This window comes from Kibdelosporangium phytohabitans (genome assembly GCF_001302585.1).
Lineage (GTDB): Bacteria > Actinomycetota > Actinomycetes > Mycobacteriales > Pseudonocardiaceae > Kibdelosporangium > Kibdelosporangium phytohabitans.
The window spans coordinates 11,323,213-11,337,792 of record NZ_CP012752.1 but is presented as its reverse complement, the minus strand read 5'-3'; the positions used below and the strand labels follow the sequence as shown (position 1 = coordinate 11,337,792).

Annotated in this window: 11 protein-coding genes; 6 read left to right on the top strand and 5 right to left on the bottom strand. The window is 67.8% G+C overall.

The features are described from left to right. The first annotated feature begins 180 nt into the window (after positions 1–180). Genes AOZ06_RS50900 through AOZ06_RS50880 form a run of 5 tightly spaced genes read left to right on the top strand, consistent with a single transcriptional unit; the run spans position 181 to position 7,700 of the window. A complete protein-coding gene (locus AOZ06_RS50900; protein WP_083472477.1) occupies positions 181–4,194 on the top strand; it encodes a DUF4082 domain-containing protein in 4,014 nt (1,337 codons plus the stop codon). Further along, positions 4,191–5,339 (top strand): glycosyltransferase, encoded by a 1,149-nt coding sequence (locus AOZ06_RS50895; protein WP_054295955.1) that lies wholly within the window; start codon positions 4,191–4,193, stop codon positions 5,337–5,339. The genes AOZ06_RS50900 and AOZ06_RS50895 overlap by 4 nt, the downstream gene beginning before the upstream one ends. 38 nt (positions 5,340–5,377) lie before the next feature. Continuing rightward, on the top strand, positions 5,378–5,635 hold the full coding sequence (locus AOZ06_RS50890) for a nucleoside-diphosphate sugar epimerase/dehydratase (RefSeq protein ID WP_157233697.1): 258 nt from the start codon (positions 5,378–5,380) through the stop codon (positions 5,633–5,635). Beyond that, positions 5,635–6,876 (top strand): glycosyltransferase family 4 protein, encoded by a 1,242-nt coding sequence (locus AOZ06_RS50885; RefSeq protein ID WP_054297522.1) that lies wholly within the window; start codon positions 5,635–5,637, stop codon positions 6,874–6,876. The genes AOZ06_RS50890 and AOZ06_RS50885 overlap by 1 nt, the downstream gene beginning before the upstream one ends. Beyond that, positions 6,873–7,700: a class I SAM-dependent methyltransferase gene (locus AOZ06_RS50880; RefSeq protein ID WP_054295953.1), complete on the top strand. Its 828-nt coding sequence runs from the start codon at positions 6,873–6,875 to the stop codon at positions 7,698–7,700. Before AOZ06_RS50885 ends, AOZ06_RS50880 begins: the two co-directional genes overlap by 4 nt. Here AOZ06_RS50880 and AOZ06_RS50875 read toward each other — a convergent pair. Then, positions 7,681–8,310, bottom strand: coding sequence for a class I SAM-dependent methyltransferase (locus AOZ06_RS50875; RefSeq protein ID WP_083472476.1), 630 nt, complete (start codon positions 8,308–8,310; stop codon positions 7,681–7,683). The genes AOZ06_RS50880 and AOZ06_RS50875 overlap by 20 nt on opposite strands. A 137-nt stretch (positions 8,311–8,447) precedes the next feature. Here AOZ06_RS50875 and AOZ06_RS50870 point away from each other — a divergent pair, with 137 nt between their 5' ends. Next, positions 8,448–9,899, top strand: a complete 1,452-nt coding sequence (locus AOZ06_RS50870; protein WP_063810261.1) for an alpha/beta fold hydrolase — start codon at positions 8,448–8,450, stop codon at positions 9,897–9,899. Here AOZ06_RS50870 and AOZ06_RS50865 read toward each other — a convergent pair. The 4 genes from AOZ06_RS50865 to AOZ06_RS50850 are packed head-to-tail and all read right to left on the bottom strand — an operon-like array spanning position 9,840 to position 14,526. Further along, a complete protein-coding gene (locus AOZ06_RS50865; RefSeq protein ID WP_157233696.1) occupies positions 9,840–11,273 on the bottom strand; it encodes a lipopolysaccharide biosynthesis protein in 1,434 nt (477 codons plus the stop codon). The genes AOZ06_RS50870 and AOZ06_RS50865 overlap by 60 nt on opposite strands. Continuing rightward, entirely contained in the window at positions 11,246–12,448 is a 1,203-nt protein-coding gene (locus AOZ06_RS50860) for a glycosyltransferase family 39 protein (protein WP_054295951.1), read from the bottom strand. Before AOZ06_RS50860 ends, AOZ06_RS50865 begins: the two co-directional genes overlap by 28 nt. 11 nt (positions 12,449–12,459) lie before the next feature. Further along, positions 12,460–13,782 (bottom strand): O-antigen ligase family protein, encoded by a 1,323-nt coding sequence (locus AOZ06_RS50855; RefSeq protein WP_054295950.1) that lies wholly within the window; start codon positions 13,780–13,782, stop codon positions 12,460–12,462. Positions 13,783–13,785: 3 nt separating this feature from the next. Next, positions 13,786–14,526, bottom strand: a complete 741-nt coding sequence (locus AOZ06_RS50850) for a YveK family protein (RefSeq protein ID WP_054295949.1) — start codon at positions 14,524–14,526, stop codon at positions 13,786–13,788. Positions 14,527–14,580: the final 54 nt, after the last annotated feature.

The following is a 14,580-nucleotide window of genomic DNA, read 5'->3' as shown; positions in this document are numbered from 1 at the left end:
CGGGCGTTCTCCCCCGAAAGTCGTAACATCAACTGCGGGCATGTCGATTTTTCCAGCGACGACAGGGGACAAAGAGGTGTCAGGCTGGAAGGCGGAGCAATGCGTTCGGTATTCGAGCGATCTCGGCGAAGAATCGCTCACCTCATCGGCGTCACGTTGGTGGCCGCCAGTATCACTGTTATGGGCGTCGTGCCTGGCTCACACGCCGCGCAGCCGACGCCTCCCGCGCCGTGCGCGCTTCCTGCCAACCCTGTGGCCTGCGAGAACACCCTGGCGCCGAATACCGCCGACAACTGGATGATCACGTCGATCGACGACTCGATCGCCGGGTTCACCGACAACATCAGCTACGCCCCGGGCGAGACGGTCAAGTTCAAGGTCAAGACCGATGCGCCGACGTTCTGGTTCGACATTTACCGGCTCGGATACTACGGCGGTGCCGGTGCGCGCAAGCTCGTCAACAACCAGCAAGTGAATTCCGTCACCCAGCCGAACTGCTATGAGGACAATCCGGCCAATCCGGCACAGGACACCGGAATTGTGGATTGTGGAAACTGGTCCACGACGATGCAGTGGACCGTGCCGGCCGGATCGGTTTCCGGTGTTTATTACGCGGTGCTCCGCCGCGATTACGGCGACGGCGTCATCGGCGAGAGCGACATCGTCTTCGTCGTCCGCAACGACGCCAGCCACTCCGACATCCTCTTCCAGACCGCCGACGCGACCTGGCAGGCGTACAACACCTACGGCAACCGGGCCACCCCCAACGACCCGCCGAAGGGCAACAGCTTCTACACCGGCACGTCGCAGGGCAACGGCGGCTCGGGTTACAAGGTCAGCTACAACAGGCCGATCATCGGTGGCGAGCCGGAGAACTTCTTCTTCAACGCCGAGTACCCGATGTTGCTGTGGCTGGAGAAGAACGGCTACGACGTCAGCTACACGACCAATGTGGACATGTCGCGCCGCGGCCACCTGGCCAAGAACCACAAGGTGTACATGCCGGTCGGCCACGACGAGTACTGGTCGAACGAGCAGCGCGCCGCCGTGGAGGACGCCCGCAACGCCGGCGTGAACATGGCGTTCATGACCGGCAACGAGATCTTCTGGAAGACCCGGTGGGAGTCCAGCCAGGCCGGTCCGGCGACCGACTGGCGCACCTTGGTCTGCTACAAGGAGACCAAACCCAACCAGGTCGACCCGCACCCGACCGAGTGGACCGGCACGTGGCGCGATCCGCGCAACAGCCCGCCCAAGGACGGCGGCAGGCCGGAGAACTCCCTGCTGGGCCAGATCTTCACGGTCAACGGAATGCGCAACGACCAGCTGACCGTCCCACCCGGGTACCGCCAGTTGCGGCTGTGGCGCGACGCCCCGCCGATGGGGTCCCAGCCGAACGAGGCGTGGGTGTTCAACCCGGGAACCCTCGGGTACGAGTGGGACACCGTGGAGGAGAACGGTTTCCAGCCACCGGGAGTCGGGCAGTTCTCGCGGACCACGGTGGAGATGAACGACGGCCAGTACGTCCTGCAGAACGAGGGCGACGTCTACGCCCCGGGAACCAAGACGCACGCGTTGACGCTCTACAGGCACCAGCCAAGCGGTGCGCTGATCTTCGCCGCGGGCTCCATCCAGTGGTCGTGGGGCCTCGAGGACAAACACATCCGCAACACGCAGGACGCCGCTGACCCGCGGATCCGCCAGGCCACCGCGAACCTTTTGGCGGACATGGACAACGTCCAGCCGAGAACACCGCGGGACATCACCCAGGCGGACCCGAGCACGGACACCACCGCGCCGGTCGTCAGCATCTCCCCGACGCTCTCACCGATCGTCGGTTCGGCGTACACGATCAACGGCACCGTGAGCGATGCCGGCGGCAAGACCGCGGGGATCGAGGTCTCGGTCGACGGGAGCAGGTGGCGCGCGGTGAACTGGCAGGCCGGGCAGACCTCGTGGAACTACGTCTACACGCCGTCCAAGTCCGGCCAGGCGACCTTCAAGGTCAGAGCGGTCGACGACTCGGCGAACCTCTCGGGCGAGTTCACCCGCAACGTCACAGTCAACCCGCGGTCGTGCCCGTGCGGCATCTGGCCGGACAACGCGGTTCCGGCCACCCCGGACTCCGGCGACTCGACCGCGCTGGAGCTGGGCGTGAAGTTCCAGTCGGGTGCGGCCGGGTACGTCCGCGGTGTCCGGTTCTACAAGGGAGTCGGCAACACCGGCTCGCACACCGGTTCGCTGTGGAAGACCGACGGCACGCTGCTGGCCACCGGCACGTTCCTCAACGAGACCGCACTCGGCTGGCAGACGCTGGCGTTCCCGGAGTCCGTCCAGATCAACGCGAACACCACGTACATCGCCAGCTACCACACGAACACCGGGCACTACTCGGCCGACGCGAACTACTTCACGAACTCGTCGACCGGCCTGGAACCGTTGACGGCGTTGAAGAGCACGGCCACGGAACCGAACGGCGTGTACAAGGTGGGCGCGTCCGGCTTCCCGGACCGCAGCTTCGGGAACGCGAACTACTGGGTCGACGTGGTCTACGGCTACGACCCCGGGCCGGACACGCGGGCGCCGCTGGTGGCGTCGACCAACCCGGTCAGCAACGGCGGCAGCGTCGGGCTGAACGCCACGCCGAAGATCACCTTCGACGAGGTGATCGCCCCCTCGTCACTCCAGTTCAGCGTGAGCAGCCCGACTGGGACCATCCCGGGCACGTACGCGCTGGCACCGGACGGCAAGTCGGCGACGTTCACGCCGAACCAGCCGCTGGCGTCGGGCACGACGTTCACCGCGACCGTCCGCGCGTCGGACAACGCGGGCAACTCGATCCCGAGCCCGCCGTACCCGTGGTCGTTCACCACGGGTAACCCGCGACCGGTGAACTGCCCGTGCACGATCTGGGACGACTTCGCCACACCGGTCGAGGCCGCCGCGAACGACCCGTCCGCGGTCGAGGTCGGCACCAAGGTCCGGTTCGACAGCAGGGGAACCGTGCACGGCATCCGCTTCTACAAGGGACCGGGCAACACCGGCTCGCACGTGGGTTCACTGTGGAGTTCGAACGGCACACGCCTGGCCACGGGCACCTTCACCAACGAGTCGGGCGGTGGCTGGCAGACGCTGCTGTTCAACACTCCGGTGAGTGTCCAATCGGGAGTGACGTACATCGTCTCGTACTACGCACCCAGTGGCCGCTACTCGGTGACGGGTGGTTACTTCAACGGCGCCGGTGGCGACTACGGCCCGATGCACGCGCTACCCAGCGGTGTCGACGGCAACAACGGCGTCTACCGCTACGGCGCGGGCGGCGGCTTCCCGACGAACTCGTACGGCAACACCAACTACTGGGTCGACGTGATCTGGCAGGCAGGTGCCAACGGCGACAGCACCCCGCCATCGGTTACCAGCACCAACCCGCCGAACGCGGGCACGGGAGTCTCGCTGACGGCACCGATCACGGTGACGTTGAACGAACCGGTCGACTTGTCGACGGCCCAGTTCACGGTGAAGGACTCCGGCGGTGCCAAGCTGAACGGCACGTTGTCGTTGTCCGGTGACCAGAAGACGGTCTCGTGGACGCCGGCGGCCCGCCTGACGGCGGGAGCGACCTACAGCGGTAGCTTCAAGATCGCTGACGTGAACGGCAACATCATGCCCACCGCCACCACGTGGTCGTTCACCACGACAACGACCCAGACGTGCCCGTGCACCCTGTTCAGCGACGCGACGGTGCCGACGGTCACGGCGGAGAACGACTCGGGCAGCTACGAACTCGGCGTCCGGTTCACCACCTCGGCCAACGGGTTCGTCACCGGCGTGCGGTTCTACAAGGGAATCGGCAACTCCGGCACGCACACCGGAACGCTGTGGAGCAACACCGGGGTCCAGCTGGCCACGGGGACGTTCACCGGCGAGACTGCGTCGGGCTGGCAGACGCTGACCTTCACGACACCAGTCGCCGTCCAAGCAGGACAGACGTACGTGGCCTCGTACACCGCGCCGAACGGCCGGTACGCGGCGGACGGCGGCTACTTCAACCGGACCGCGGTGACCAGCGTCCCGCTGAGCGCACCGCTGTCCGGGCCGGGCAACGCCAACGGCGTCTACAAGGTCGGGCCGGGCTTCCCCCAGTCGACCTTCCAGGGTGGCAACTACTGGGTGGACGTGGTCTTCACACCATGAGGCCACTGGTAGTCGTCGCCTCCGGCGTCACGTGGGACGGGGTCAAGGGCTCGGAGCGCCAGCTCGCCGAGTCCCTGGCCCGCCACGCGGGCGTGGACGTCCTGTGGGTGGATCCGCCGGTGTCACCCGTGACACCGGCGCGGTTCCGAGGCAGCACAGGCCGGATGTGGCGGCCGCTGCTGCGGCCGCTCGAACCGCGGATCGCCCGGTTGACACCGGTCGGTCCGCCGGGCTGGACCCGGCCTGGCGTGCGGTCGCTGACGTGGCCGCTCGTGCGCGCGCAGATCGCTTGGGCGCTGCGCAAAGCTGGGCGCAGGCCGGATGTGTTCATCGCCTGCACCCAGCACGACCTGCTCGGCAGGTGGGGCGATCGGGTGGTGGACGTGTTGTACGGCACGGACGACTGGGTCGCCGGTGCCTCGCTGATGAACCAGGACGCGCATCACGTCCTGTGCGAGGAACGGGAAGCCATCGCGCGTGCCGATCTGGTGCTCGCGGTCGGGCCGGAACTGGCCGAGCGCTGGCACGAACTCGGCGCGCACCCGATCGTCTTCCCGAACGGGTGCGATCCCGAGGCGTACCACCAGCTCGGCCCGCCGGGGCCGGTGCCGGACGGGTTTCCCGCGCGGATCGCCGGGCTGGTCGGCCAGTTGAGCGACCGGATCGACATCTCGGTGCTCGAAGCGGTCGCCGACACCGGGATCGGCCTGCTGCTCGTCGGCCCGCGCGAGCCAGGCTGGGAACCGGGCAGGGCCGACGGCCTGTTGCAGCGGCCGAACGTGCACCACGTCGGCCCGGTGCCGTTCGAGCAGTTGCCGCAGTGGTTCGCCCGGCTCGACGTGGGCATCACGCCGTACGCGGACACGCCGTTCAACCGGGCGTCCTTTCCGTTGAAGACATTGGAGTACCTCGCGGCGGGGCTGCCGGTCGTGAGCACGGACCTGCCCGCGAGCAAGCGGTTGGCCGATGAGACCGACAGCATCCTGATCGGCGGGACCGCCAGGGAATTCGCTGACGCCGTTGTGGAAGCGGCGATCGACAAGGCGTCGCCGGACGTGGTCGGGCAGCGACGGTCTGTCGCGCAACGGCATTCGTGGGCCGCGCGCGCGGAAACTTTCACCCATCTGGCCGGATTGCCGCGATGAGTGGTAAGAAACCGGTGTCCGCCAACGATGAAGCAGGCGTGGCTCCCATCCTCCTGCTCGGTACGGGTGACCGCGCGAAGGCCGCTCTCGCGGCTGTCCGCAAGCGGCCGTACACCTGGATTCCCGTCGGCTTCCTCGACGACGACCCCGCCATGCACGGCAAGGACGTCGACGGCGTGCCGGTGCTCGGCGCCATCGACCTGGTCTACGAACTGCCGGACGCGGGCCTGGTCGCGTGTGATCCCGGCCTGCGGGACCGGGTTCTGCTGCCCGAAGAGCGATGGGTGACGCCCTGATGCGAATCCTGGTCTACCCGCACGCCATGGAGATCGGCGGCTCGCAGCTCAACGCCATCCAGCTGGCGGGCGCGGTCCGCGACCGCGGCCACGAGGTGATCGTGCTGTCCGAGCCGGGGCCGCTGGTCAAACGCGTGCACGAGCTCGGCCTCGAACACATCGAGATCCCGCGTGAGCGCCGCAACCCCTCGCCGGAGGTCCTCGCGACCCTGGTCCGGACTGTCCAGAGGCGACGGATCCACGTCGTGCACGGTTATGAGTGGCCGCCGGTGATCGAGGCGTTCTTCGGTCCTGGTCTCAGATGGCGGACGCCGGTCGTCGGCACGGTGATGTCCATGTCGGTGGTGCCGTTCTTCCCCCGGACGGTCCCGTTGATCGTGGGCACGGAGGCGATCCGTGAAGCCGCTCAAGCCGCCGGGCACCACCGTGTGACGTTGCTGGAGCCGCCGGTGGACACCGAGACCGACCACCCGTCGGTGGACGGCGCGGTGTTCCGCGAGGAACACGGCATTCCGCGGGACGAGGTCATGATCGCGATGATCTGCCGCCTGGTGCCGGAACTGAAACTCGAGGGCCTGCTCGCGGCCTGTGACGCGGTCGGCGCGCTGGCCGCCGCGGGTCACAAGGTGCAGCTGGTGCTCGTCGGCGACGGTCGCTCACGCGGCGAGATCGAAGCCCGTGCGGCCAAGGCCAACGCGCTGGCCGGGCGGACAGTGGTCCGGCTGACCGGCGAGGTCGCGGACCCGCGCCCGGCGTACGCCGCCGCCGACGTGATCGTCGGCCAGGGCGGTTCGGCCCTGCGCGGCATGGCTTTCGGCAAGCCGCTGGTGGTCGTCGGCGAGGATGGTTTCAGCGAGTTGCTGACGTCCGACACCGCGCCGCTGTTCCTCAAGCAAGGCTGGTACGGCCTCGGCGGCAACGGTGTGCCGGACCTGCGCAAGCACATCGGGGCGCTGCTGGAATCCCGTGATCTGCGGGGATCGCTCGGCGAGTTCGCGCGCAGGCTCGTCGTCGAGAGGTTCGCGCTGACCCGCGCGGCGGAGGTGCAGGAGGACGAGTACCTGTTCGCCGCGCGGACCCGGCCCGCAACCGGGGCGGTCGCCGGCGAGGCCGTCCGCTCCGGAAGCGGCGTGCTGGCAACGAAAGTCCGGACCAAGTACCAGAGGTGGCGTGGCACGGTCGCGACCGATGACGCCAACGCCCGGCCGATCGTCGTGTCACACGGAAAGGCGTCTCGATGACCACACTGAACTGGCGGGATCGTGCGAAGACGGTGCGCGACAGCGCCGAGGACGCGGTCACCCGCGTCACGCACATGCCGCCGCGGCGCATCCGCGGTGACATCTCGCCACTCTGGCTCGACTACAAGAAGACCGGTTCGGACCAGGTCGACTTCCTGCGCGAGCTGTGTGGCCTGCAGCACGACCACCACGTGCTCGACATCGGCTGCGGCGTGGGCAGGCTGGCCCAGCCGCTGACCACAGTGCTGAGCAAACGCGGCAAGTACGACGGTTTCGACGTGATGCCGTACATGATCGACTGGTGCCGGCGCAACATCACGACAGCGCACCCGAACTTCCGCTTCAAGCACGCGGACGTGCAGACGTCGATCGGCCACGACACCGGAGTGGACGCGGCCGAGTACGTCTTCCCCTACGACGACGACACGTTCGACCTGGCGTACGCCGGATCGCTGTTCACGCACCTGACCCCGGCCGCCGCGACCAACTACATGAACCAGGTCGCGCGCGTGCTCAAGCCGGGTGGCGTGTTCGTGTCCACGTGGAACATGTACAACTCGGACTCCGAGAAGCTGCTGCCCGGCCGCAGCCTGCGCCACGCGTGGCCGCACGACATGGGCGAGCACCGGCTCAAGGACGAGCTGCACCCCGAGTCCAATGTGGCCTTCGACGAGGTGTGGCTGCGACCGCGGTACGCCGAGTCGGGGCTGCGGATCGTGGAACCGGTCCGGCCGGACGCGACCTACTCGCCGCTGCGGGTGCCGCGCAACATCGCTGCCTCACACCTCTGGTACACCACGACGATCATCGCCGTCGTGCCTTGAGGACGAAGTCGTACATGCGGTGATCCTGCTTGTCGAGCGCCCGTGTCTCGGCGACGTCGACGATCCACTCGGCCTCGGGGAGCAGGGAAGTCGTGGACTCGGCGGTGAAGTAGAGGTCGGGGTTGTCCGGTCGGTTCAGGTCGGCCTCGGCCATCTCGCTCTGGTCGTGCCCGACGAGCAGCAGTGTTCCGCCGGGTGCGACCGCGTCGGCGAGCCGCTGTTGCAGCACCCGCATGTCCGACAACGGGTGGACGTGCACGTAGTGCGCGGTGACCAGGTCGTACGTACCTGGAGCGGGGTCCTTCACCAGGTCGAGGTGCAGCCATGTCACCTCGGGGTCGCGTTCCCGGGCCCGGCCGAGCGCGATGCCGGACACGTCGACACCGGTCACCTGCCAGCCGCGTTCGCGTAGCCAGATCGCGTCCGCGCCTTCGCCGCAGCCGACGTCCAACGCCGTGCCGGGCTCGAGGCCGGACACCTCGGCGACCAGTTGGGGGTTGGGCTTGCCGCTCCACCGCTCCTTCTCGCGGTAGAGGTCGTCCCAGAACGCTTCGTCCATCACAACGCCTTCGTGCCAGCCGCCGCCGTGCTCATGACTGTGTTCGCTCATGACCACACTGTGCGGACGCCGGCCAAGCTTGGCAAATTTTGTTGCTGAAACCGCAAAACGGGGTAGGTCCAGGCCCACCAGGCGCGGAGAGGTCAGGTTTACTGACTGGTGGTAGCGGAGCCGCAACACTTCGTCGCATGCGAATACTCACGGCGTTGCTAGCAGGGGTCCTGGTCACGCCATTGGCGGTTACGACGGCTGTCGCGTCACCGAAACCGGAATGGCGGCCGTGTCCGGGCAACCTCCCGTTCGAGTGCACGACCGTCACGGTTCCGGTCGACTACAGCAGGCCGAACGGCTCGACGATCGACATCGCGGTGTCCCGCAAGAAGGCGACCGGTCGGCGGCGCGGTGTCCTGTTGCTCAACCCGGGTGGGCCGGGCAACGCGGGCTTGGACATGCCGGTCGAGGTCGGGGCGTTCAAGCCGCTCGCGGACAGCTACGACCTGATCGGGTTCGACCCGCGTGGCACCGGCCGCAGCGCGCCGGTGGACTGCGGGCTGACCGACGACCAGCGTGACCCGATCAAGATCTTCCCGCAACCGGCGCCGAACGGTGACATCTCGGCGTCGGTCGCCTACGCCCGGCAGGTCGCCAAGCAGTGTTTCGAGCGCCACGGCCGGTTGATGCCGCACGTCACCACCGCCAACACGGCACGGGACATGGACCGGATCCGGATCGCGCTGGGCGAACAGAGGATCTCGTACTTCGGGGTTTCGTACGGCACGTACCTCGGCGCGGTCTACACCTCGTTGTTCCCGCAGCGCACGGACCGGGTCGTGCTGGACAGCGTCGTGGACCCGAAGGGGATCTGGCGTGGCGTGTTCAACTCGTGGGGGCCGGGTACGGAGGAGAGCTTCACGGATTTCGCGGGCTGGGCGGCGGAGCGGGACACCACGTACCGCCTCGGCGGCAGCGCGACAGATGTCCGTTCCACCTACTTGGCGCTGGCCCGGCGTCTCGATACCCGGCCTCTGGGGCACTACAACGGGAATCTGCTGCGTGGGACGGCCAGGTACGTGCTGTACCAGGAAAGCACCTACCCGGAACTGGCGACGACATTGCAGTCGATCAGGAACGGCACCTTCACGCCGCCGCCACCGCTGAAGTTCAGCTCGTCCTTCGCCGCGACCTTCTGGGGCATCACGTGCAACGAAGCACGTTGGCCGCGCAGCGCCGCCCGGTACCAGTGGGACGTCCTGGTGGCCAGGCAGAAGTACCCGGTCACCAACGGTATGTCGTACAACATCTCCCCGTGTGCGTTCTGGCCGCGGCCGTCCGAACCGGCTGTCCGGATCGGTGATCACGGACCGAACGTGGTGCTGGTGCAGAATCTGCGTGACCTGGCGACACCGGTCGGCGGGGCGCGTTCGATGCGCGTGGTGCTGGGCGATCGGTCACGCCTGATCACCGCCGACAACGCGGGGCACGGCGTCCTGCGAGCCACGGCGGACCCGTGTGTGCTCCAGCCGGTGATGAGCTTCCTGCTCGGTGGAGCCATGCCTGGCCGCGACATCGCCTGCGGGAAGTCACTTCAACGCGCCAAGGGTCTTGCGCAGTGGCCAGACAGCGGGCGCGTAGGCCAGTAGCCCCAGAACACCGCCCAGCAACAGTTGGAGCAGGGACGGTTCGGTCAACCACCGCACCACCAGGATCACCGCGACCATGCAGACGGTCCCGAGCACTGGCCGCACCAGGGGGGCGGCCAGCGCCCGGATCGAGATCCCTGTCCTCGCCACGGCCATCGCGTACGCCGGGAGCACCAGCACGACAGCGACTCCGGCGTGCGCGATGCCGACGCCTTCGATCCCGCCGAGCCACGCACCGAGCGGCAGGAACACCAGCAGCGCCACGAGCCACCCCGCCTGCAACCACAGCGTGGTGCGGGAACGGCCGAGCGCCACCAGGAAGTCGTACGCCAGCTCCGAGGCGACCCGCACGACCCCGAGCAGCGCCAGGAACTGCAACGCCACCGCCGACCCGGCCCACGGATGTCCGTACAAAGTGGTCACAACGGGCAAAGCGAGCAGGCCGAGGACCGTGCAGACCGGCAGCGTCGGGATCGCCAGCAGCATCGTCATCTTGGCGAACACCGCCTGCCGCTCGCCCTGGTCCTCCTGCACACGCGCGAACGCGGCCAGCGACACCCGCCGGACCACCAGCGAGAACACGTTGACCGGCCAGGAAGCCAGGTTGAACGCCTGCAAGTAGAGACCGAGGGCGAACGCGCCGAGCATCGGCCCGGTGAAGACCTTGTCGACGTTCCACATCGCGACCATCAGCAGGCTCGCCCCGGCCAGCGGCAACCCGAACGCCACCAGCTCACGGGCCAGTCTCGGGTCGAAGCCCAGCCGCGGCCACTTGCGGCTCAACCCGAACAGCACCAGTGAGGAAACGGCGTTGCCGGAGATCTGGCCCCACGCCAGGCTCCACGCGCCGTGGTCGGTCGCCGCGAGCGACACCGTCACCCCGGTCGTCACCACCAGGTTCGACAGGTCGACGAACAGCCGCAGGCCCTGCCTGAACTCGCGGTTCATCAGCTGCGCCACCGGCGCGCTCAACCCGTCGATCAAGGCGCCGACACACAGCACGCGCACGACCCCGGTTGCTTCCGGGACTTCCATGGCCTCGGCGAACACCGGCGCGCCGAACCAGCACAGCGCGTAGACGAAGAAGCTGGTGACCACCGAGATCGTGGTGACCGTCGGCCGGATTCGCTCCGGATCGCCCGGCCAGCGCACGATCGCCAGGCTGACCCCGAGCTCGTTGAGCGACAGCAACGCGATCAGCGCGACGAACGCGATCGCGTAGACACCGAAGTCGTGCGGGGTCAGCAGCCGCGCCAGCACGATGCCGGTCACGAACGTGCCGAGCTTGCCGACCACCGTGTTGAGCAGGCTCATCCGCAGCGCTTTGCGGATCGGGCTCTTCGTGGTCATGCCGTGCGCCGCCTGTCCCACCACGCGACCACAGTGGACGCCGCGAGGATGATCGTCAGCTCGTCGAGCGGGACCCGGAACCGGATCCTGGTGAAGAACACCGCCAGCAGCAGCACGTTCAGCACGATCGCCCAGAGGCAGAGCTTGTCGACCCGGTGCAGCGGGAACCGTTTGGAGACCATCACCCGCAGCAACGCCAGCGCGAGCAGCGGGTAGTAGCTCAACGCGGCCAGCAGGTCGGACGCGCCCTGGCCCTCGGTCTTGAGGGTGTCGCTGTAGGCGAAGTTGTGCGCGACTTTGGCGGCGTACAGGTTCGCGGCCGCACCGGGGTTGGCCTTGATCCACTCGACGGCCTGGTCGCTGTAGAACTTGTCGATCCCGACCTCGTCCAGGTCGAGCTCCTTGGCGCGCCGCTCGTACGCCGAAACGTCGACGCTCGTGCCGCTGCTGCCGGTGGCATCGGGGTTGTTGCCGAGCAACAGGTTCACACCGTTGTTCGTGGACACCGGGATGAACGAGCCCATCACGACGGCGTTCCGGACGCACCACAGCACGGGGATGATCGCCGCCGCGACGAGCAGGACCACGATCGCCTTGCGGGCCCGCCAGCCGACGAACAACACGAGCAGCAGCAAGGTCGGCGCGAACGACGGCACGGTGATGGTCAGCAACCCCGCCGAGAGCCCGCTCGGGATCGCCCAGACCCACCGGTCCCTGGCACGCAGACCGAACTCGAACGTCATCAGCAGCAGCAACAGGGCCGGGATCTGCGGGTACAGCGTGGTCGCCGTGTACACGAACAGCGGGTACGCGGCCGTGACGACAGCGACGAGCGCCCCGGCGACCGGGGAGATCCGCCGGGCCAGCAGGTATCCGAACCACACCGCGCCGGCCAGGCACAGCACGCCCACCAGCCGCATCACGAACACGTTGCCGCCGCTGACCAGGTGGAACGGCAGCAGCAGGAACGGGTAGCCAGGCGGCCGGTATGCGGTCGCGCCGGTGCCGAACGCGAAGCCGCGGCCGTCGACCAGCGACTGGGTCAGCTCCAGGTAGACGTGTTCGTCGGAGTACCGCAGCTCGTTGCCGAGCATGATCGCGTACCCACCGGCCAGCAGCAGGCTGAGGCCGACCGCGGCCACGGCGATCTGCCTGGTGCGGGCGTTGAGCCAGTCGAACACCGCAACCGACCTGGGCATGGCTAACTCTGTCATCTGACTGCTTCCCACATCGGCGGAAGGACGGGGTTCCGGTTCTGTGCTTTGACCGCGCGCAGCAACGCGCCGCTCGCGCCGACCAGGACGAACGTCAGGCCGGTCGCGGTGGAGAACCACAGCAGGTCGAACGTCGCGGCCCCGAGCGCGACGATCGCCTGCGCGGCGATCAGCGACAGCGCCAGGTCGCGCACGACCGGGTCGGAGCTGATCTCGCGGACCTTGGCGGCCGAGTACATCCCGGCGAGGAACAGGAAGATCAGCAGGATCAGTCCGATGTAGCCGTTCTGCACGAGCGTGCCGAGGTACTGGTTGTCCAGTGGACCGTACTTTTCGGACAGATAGGTGCCGTTGCCTCGGCCGAGCAGGTAGTGCTTGGCGATCTGCTTGCCCGCGGACTCGTAGTCGTCCGTGCGGCCCTCGATGCTCGGGTCGCTGCCGATGTTGTCGAACAGGCTGTACAGCGTGCCGATCAGACCGGGCACGACCACCTTGAGCACGGCGAGGAACCCGGCCGCCGCGATCAGCGCCTGCACCCGCCGCTTGCCCGACCAGCCGATCAGCAGGACGACCCCGCCGAGGCACATCCCGAGGATCGCCGAGCGGGACAACGAGACCACGGCACCGGCGGCGATGATCGCCAGGCACAGCCACCACTTGCCGGCCTTCAGCCCGGCTTCCTTCCTGCGGTACGCGTAGTGCGCGGCGAACGGGACCCCGATCGCGCACACCACCCCGAACTCGATCGGGTGCCCGGTGGTGCCCGCCGGACGGCGGAAAGTCGACCGTTCCAGCACGAAACCGTCGTCCGTGACCGGCCGCAGACCGGGCACGGCGAGGTACTTGGTGATGTCGAGGCCGGACGCGAACTGCAGGAAACCGATGAACGCGACCACACCGATCAGCACGGTCATGAACTTCAGCATCATGTCCAGCCGCGCGAGGTTCCGCACGCCGTCGACCACCGCGATGCCGACGCAGATCGTGCCGAACACGACCACGATCGTCCGGTCCGCGCCTTCCAGTTCGTCCATCGGCAGGTAGTTGCGCGTGGCGTAGCCGTACGTCGCCAGCTGGGAGATCGCGTACAGGAACAGCGCCGTGCGCGCGAGGTTGCGGCCCTTGGCCACCCCGAGCGTGGTCACCAGCTGGCAGCAGAACCAGATCACGCCGAGCACGACACCGGTCAGCGTGGCCGGGGTGATGGACATCGGGATGCCGCTGATCACCAACCGGGCCGGGATCATCAGCAGCATCAACAAGAAGACGCACACCAGCGTGGCGCCGTCGGCGCGCTGGACGTCCGTGGACGCGGTCACCGGCTAGCCGGGTTTCTGGCTGACAGGGTGCATGCGCGCCGTCTCGCCCGAGGACCCGTTCTGCTCCAAAGAGCCTTGGTGCTGCCACTCCTGCTGCGCGCGTTCCCGGCTGCGCTTCTTCTTGCGTGTCTGGTTGAAGCTCTCCATCGCGTACGCCGACGACAGGCTCGCGATGAGCCCGAGCGCCAGCGCGACGGCGGCGAACCGGACCTTGCCGCCGGTTTTCGCCTCGGCGTTGGTCGGCGCGATGATGTCGACCGGCGTGATGAACGTGGAAACCGGCGCCTTCAGCGCCTCCTGGCTCTGCTTGAGCTCGGTGCGGGCCTTGTCTAGCACCTTGGCGACGGTGTTCTTGGCGTCGTCCGGCGTGCGCGCCAGCGAGACCACGACGATGAACGGCCCGGTCAGCTGGCCGTTGCCGATCTCGTACCCGATCTGCTTGTTGCCGCCGACCAGTTGCTCCTGCACGGTCGGGTCCTGCAGCTTCTGGATGATGATCGTCGCGGATGTGTTCAAGCTCGCGTCGAAGGCGAGGAACGGGTTCACCCGGTCCGCCGGGCCGCTCTGCTCGGCGGCCACCCTCGGCCCGTCGGTCGGGGAGGTGAGCACGATCGTGCCGCTCGACTCGTACTCGGTGTCGACCGACACGTAGACACCGGCCGCGAGACCTATGGAGACGGCGAAGACCGGCACTGCGACACGCCAGCGGCGCAGCAGCACCTTGATCGTCTTCCAGAAGTCCATCTCGTCCCCGATCGGCGGCAGCCCGTGTGCTTCTCTGTCCGAGCAATCTGCGTG

What these genes read in the sequence shown, in the direction of transcription:
- AOZ06_RS50900 (WP_083472477.1), top strand. Translation starts at nt 181, where the DNA reads ATGGGCGTCGTGCCTGGCTCACACGCCGCGCAGCCGACGCCTCCCGCG.
- AOZ06_RS50875 (WP_083472476.1), bottom strand. Translation starts at nt 8,310, where the DNA reads ATGAGCGAACACAGTCATGAGCACGGCGGCGGCTGGCACGAAGGCGTT.
- AOZ06_RS50885 (WP_054297522.1), top strand. Translation starts at nt 5,635, where the DNA reads ATGCGAATCCTGGTCTACCCGCACGCCATGGAGATCGGCGGCTCGCAG.
- AOZ06_RS50850 (WP_054295949.1), bottom strand. Translation starts at nt 14,526, where the DNA reads ATGGACTTCTGGAAGACGATCAAGGTGCTGCTGCGCCGCTGGCGTGTC.
- AOZ06_RS50870 (WP_063810261.1), top strand. Translation starts at nt 8,448, where the DNA reads ATGCGAATACTCACGGCGTTGCTAGCAGGGGTCCTGGTCACGCCATTG.
- AOZ06_RS50880 (WP_054295953.1), top strand. Translation starts at nt 6,873, where the DNA reads ATGACCACACTGAACTGGCGGGATCGTGCGAAGACGGTGCGCGACAGC.
- AOZ06_RS50895 (WP_054295955.1), top strand. Translation starts at nt 4,191, where the DNA reads ATGAGGCCACTGGTAGTCGTCGCCTCCGGCGTCACGTGGGACGGGGTC.
- AOZ06_RS50860 (WP_054295951.1), bottom strand. Translation starts at nt 12,448, where the DNA reads ATGCCCAGGTCGGTTGCGGTGTTCGACTGGCTCAACGCCCGCACCAGG.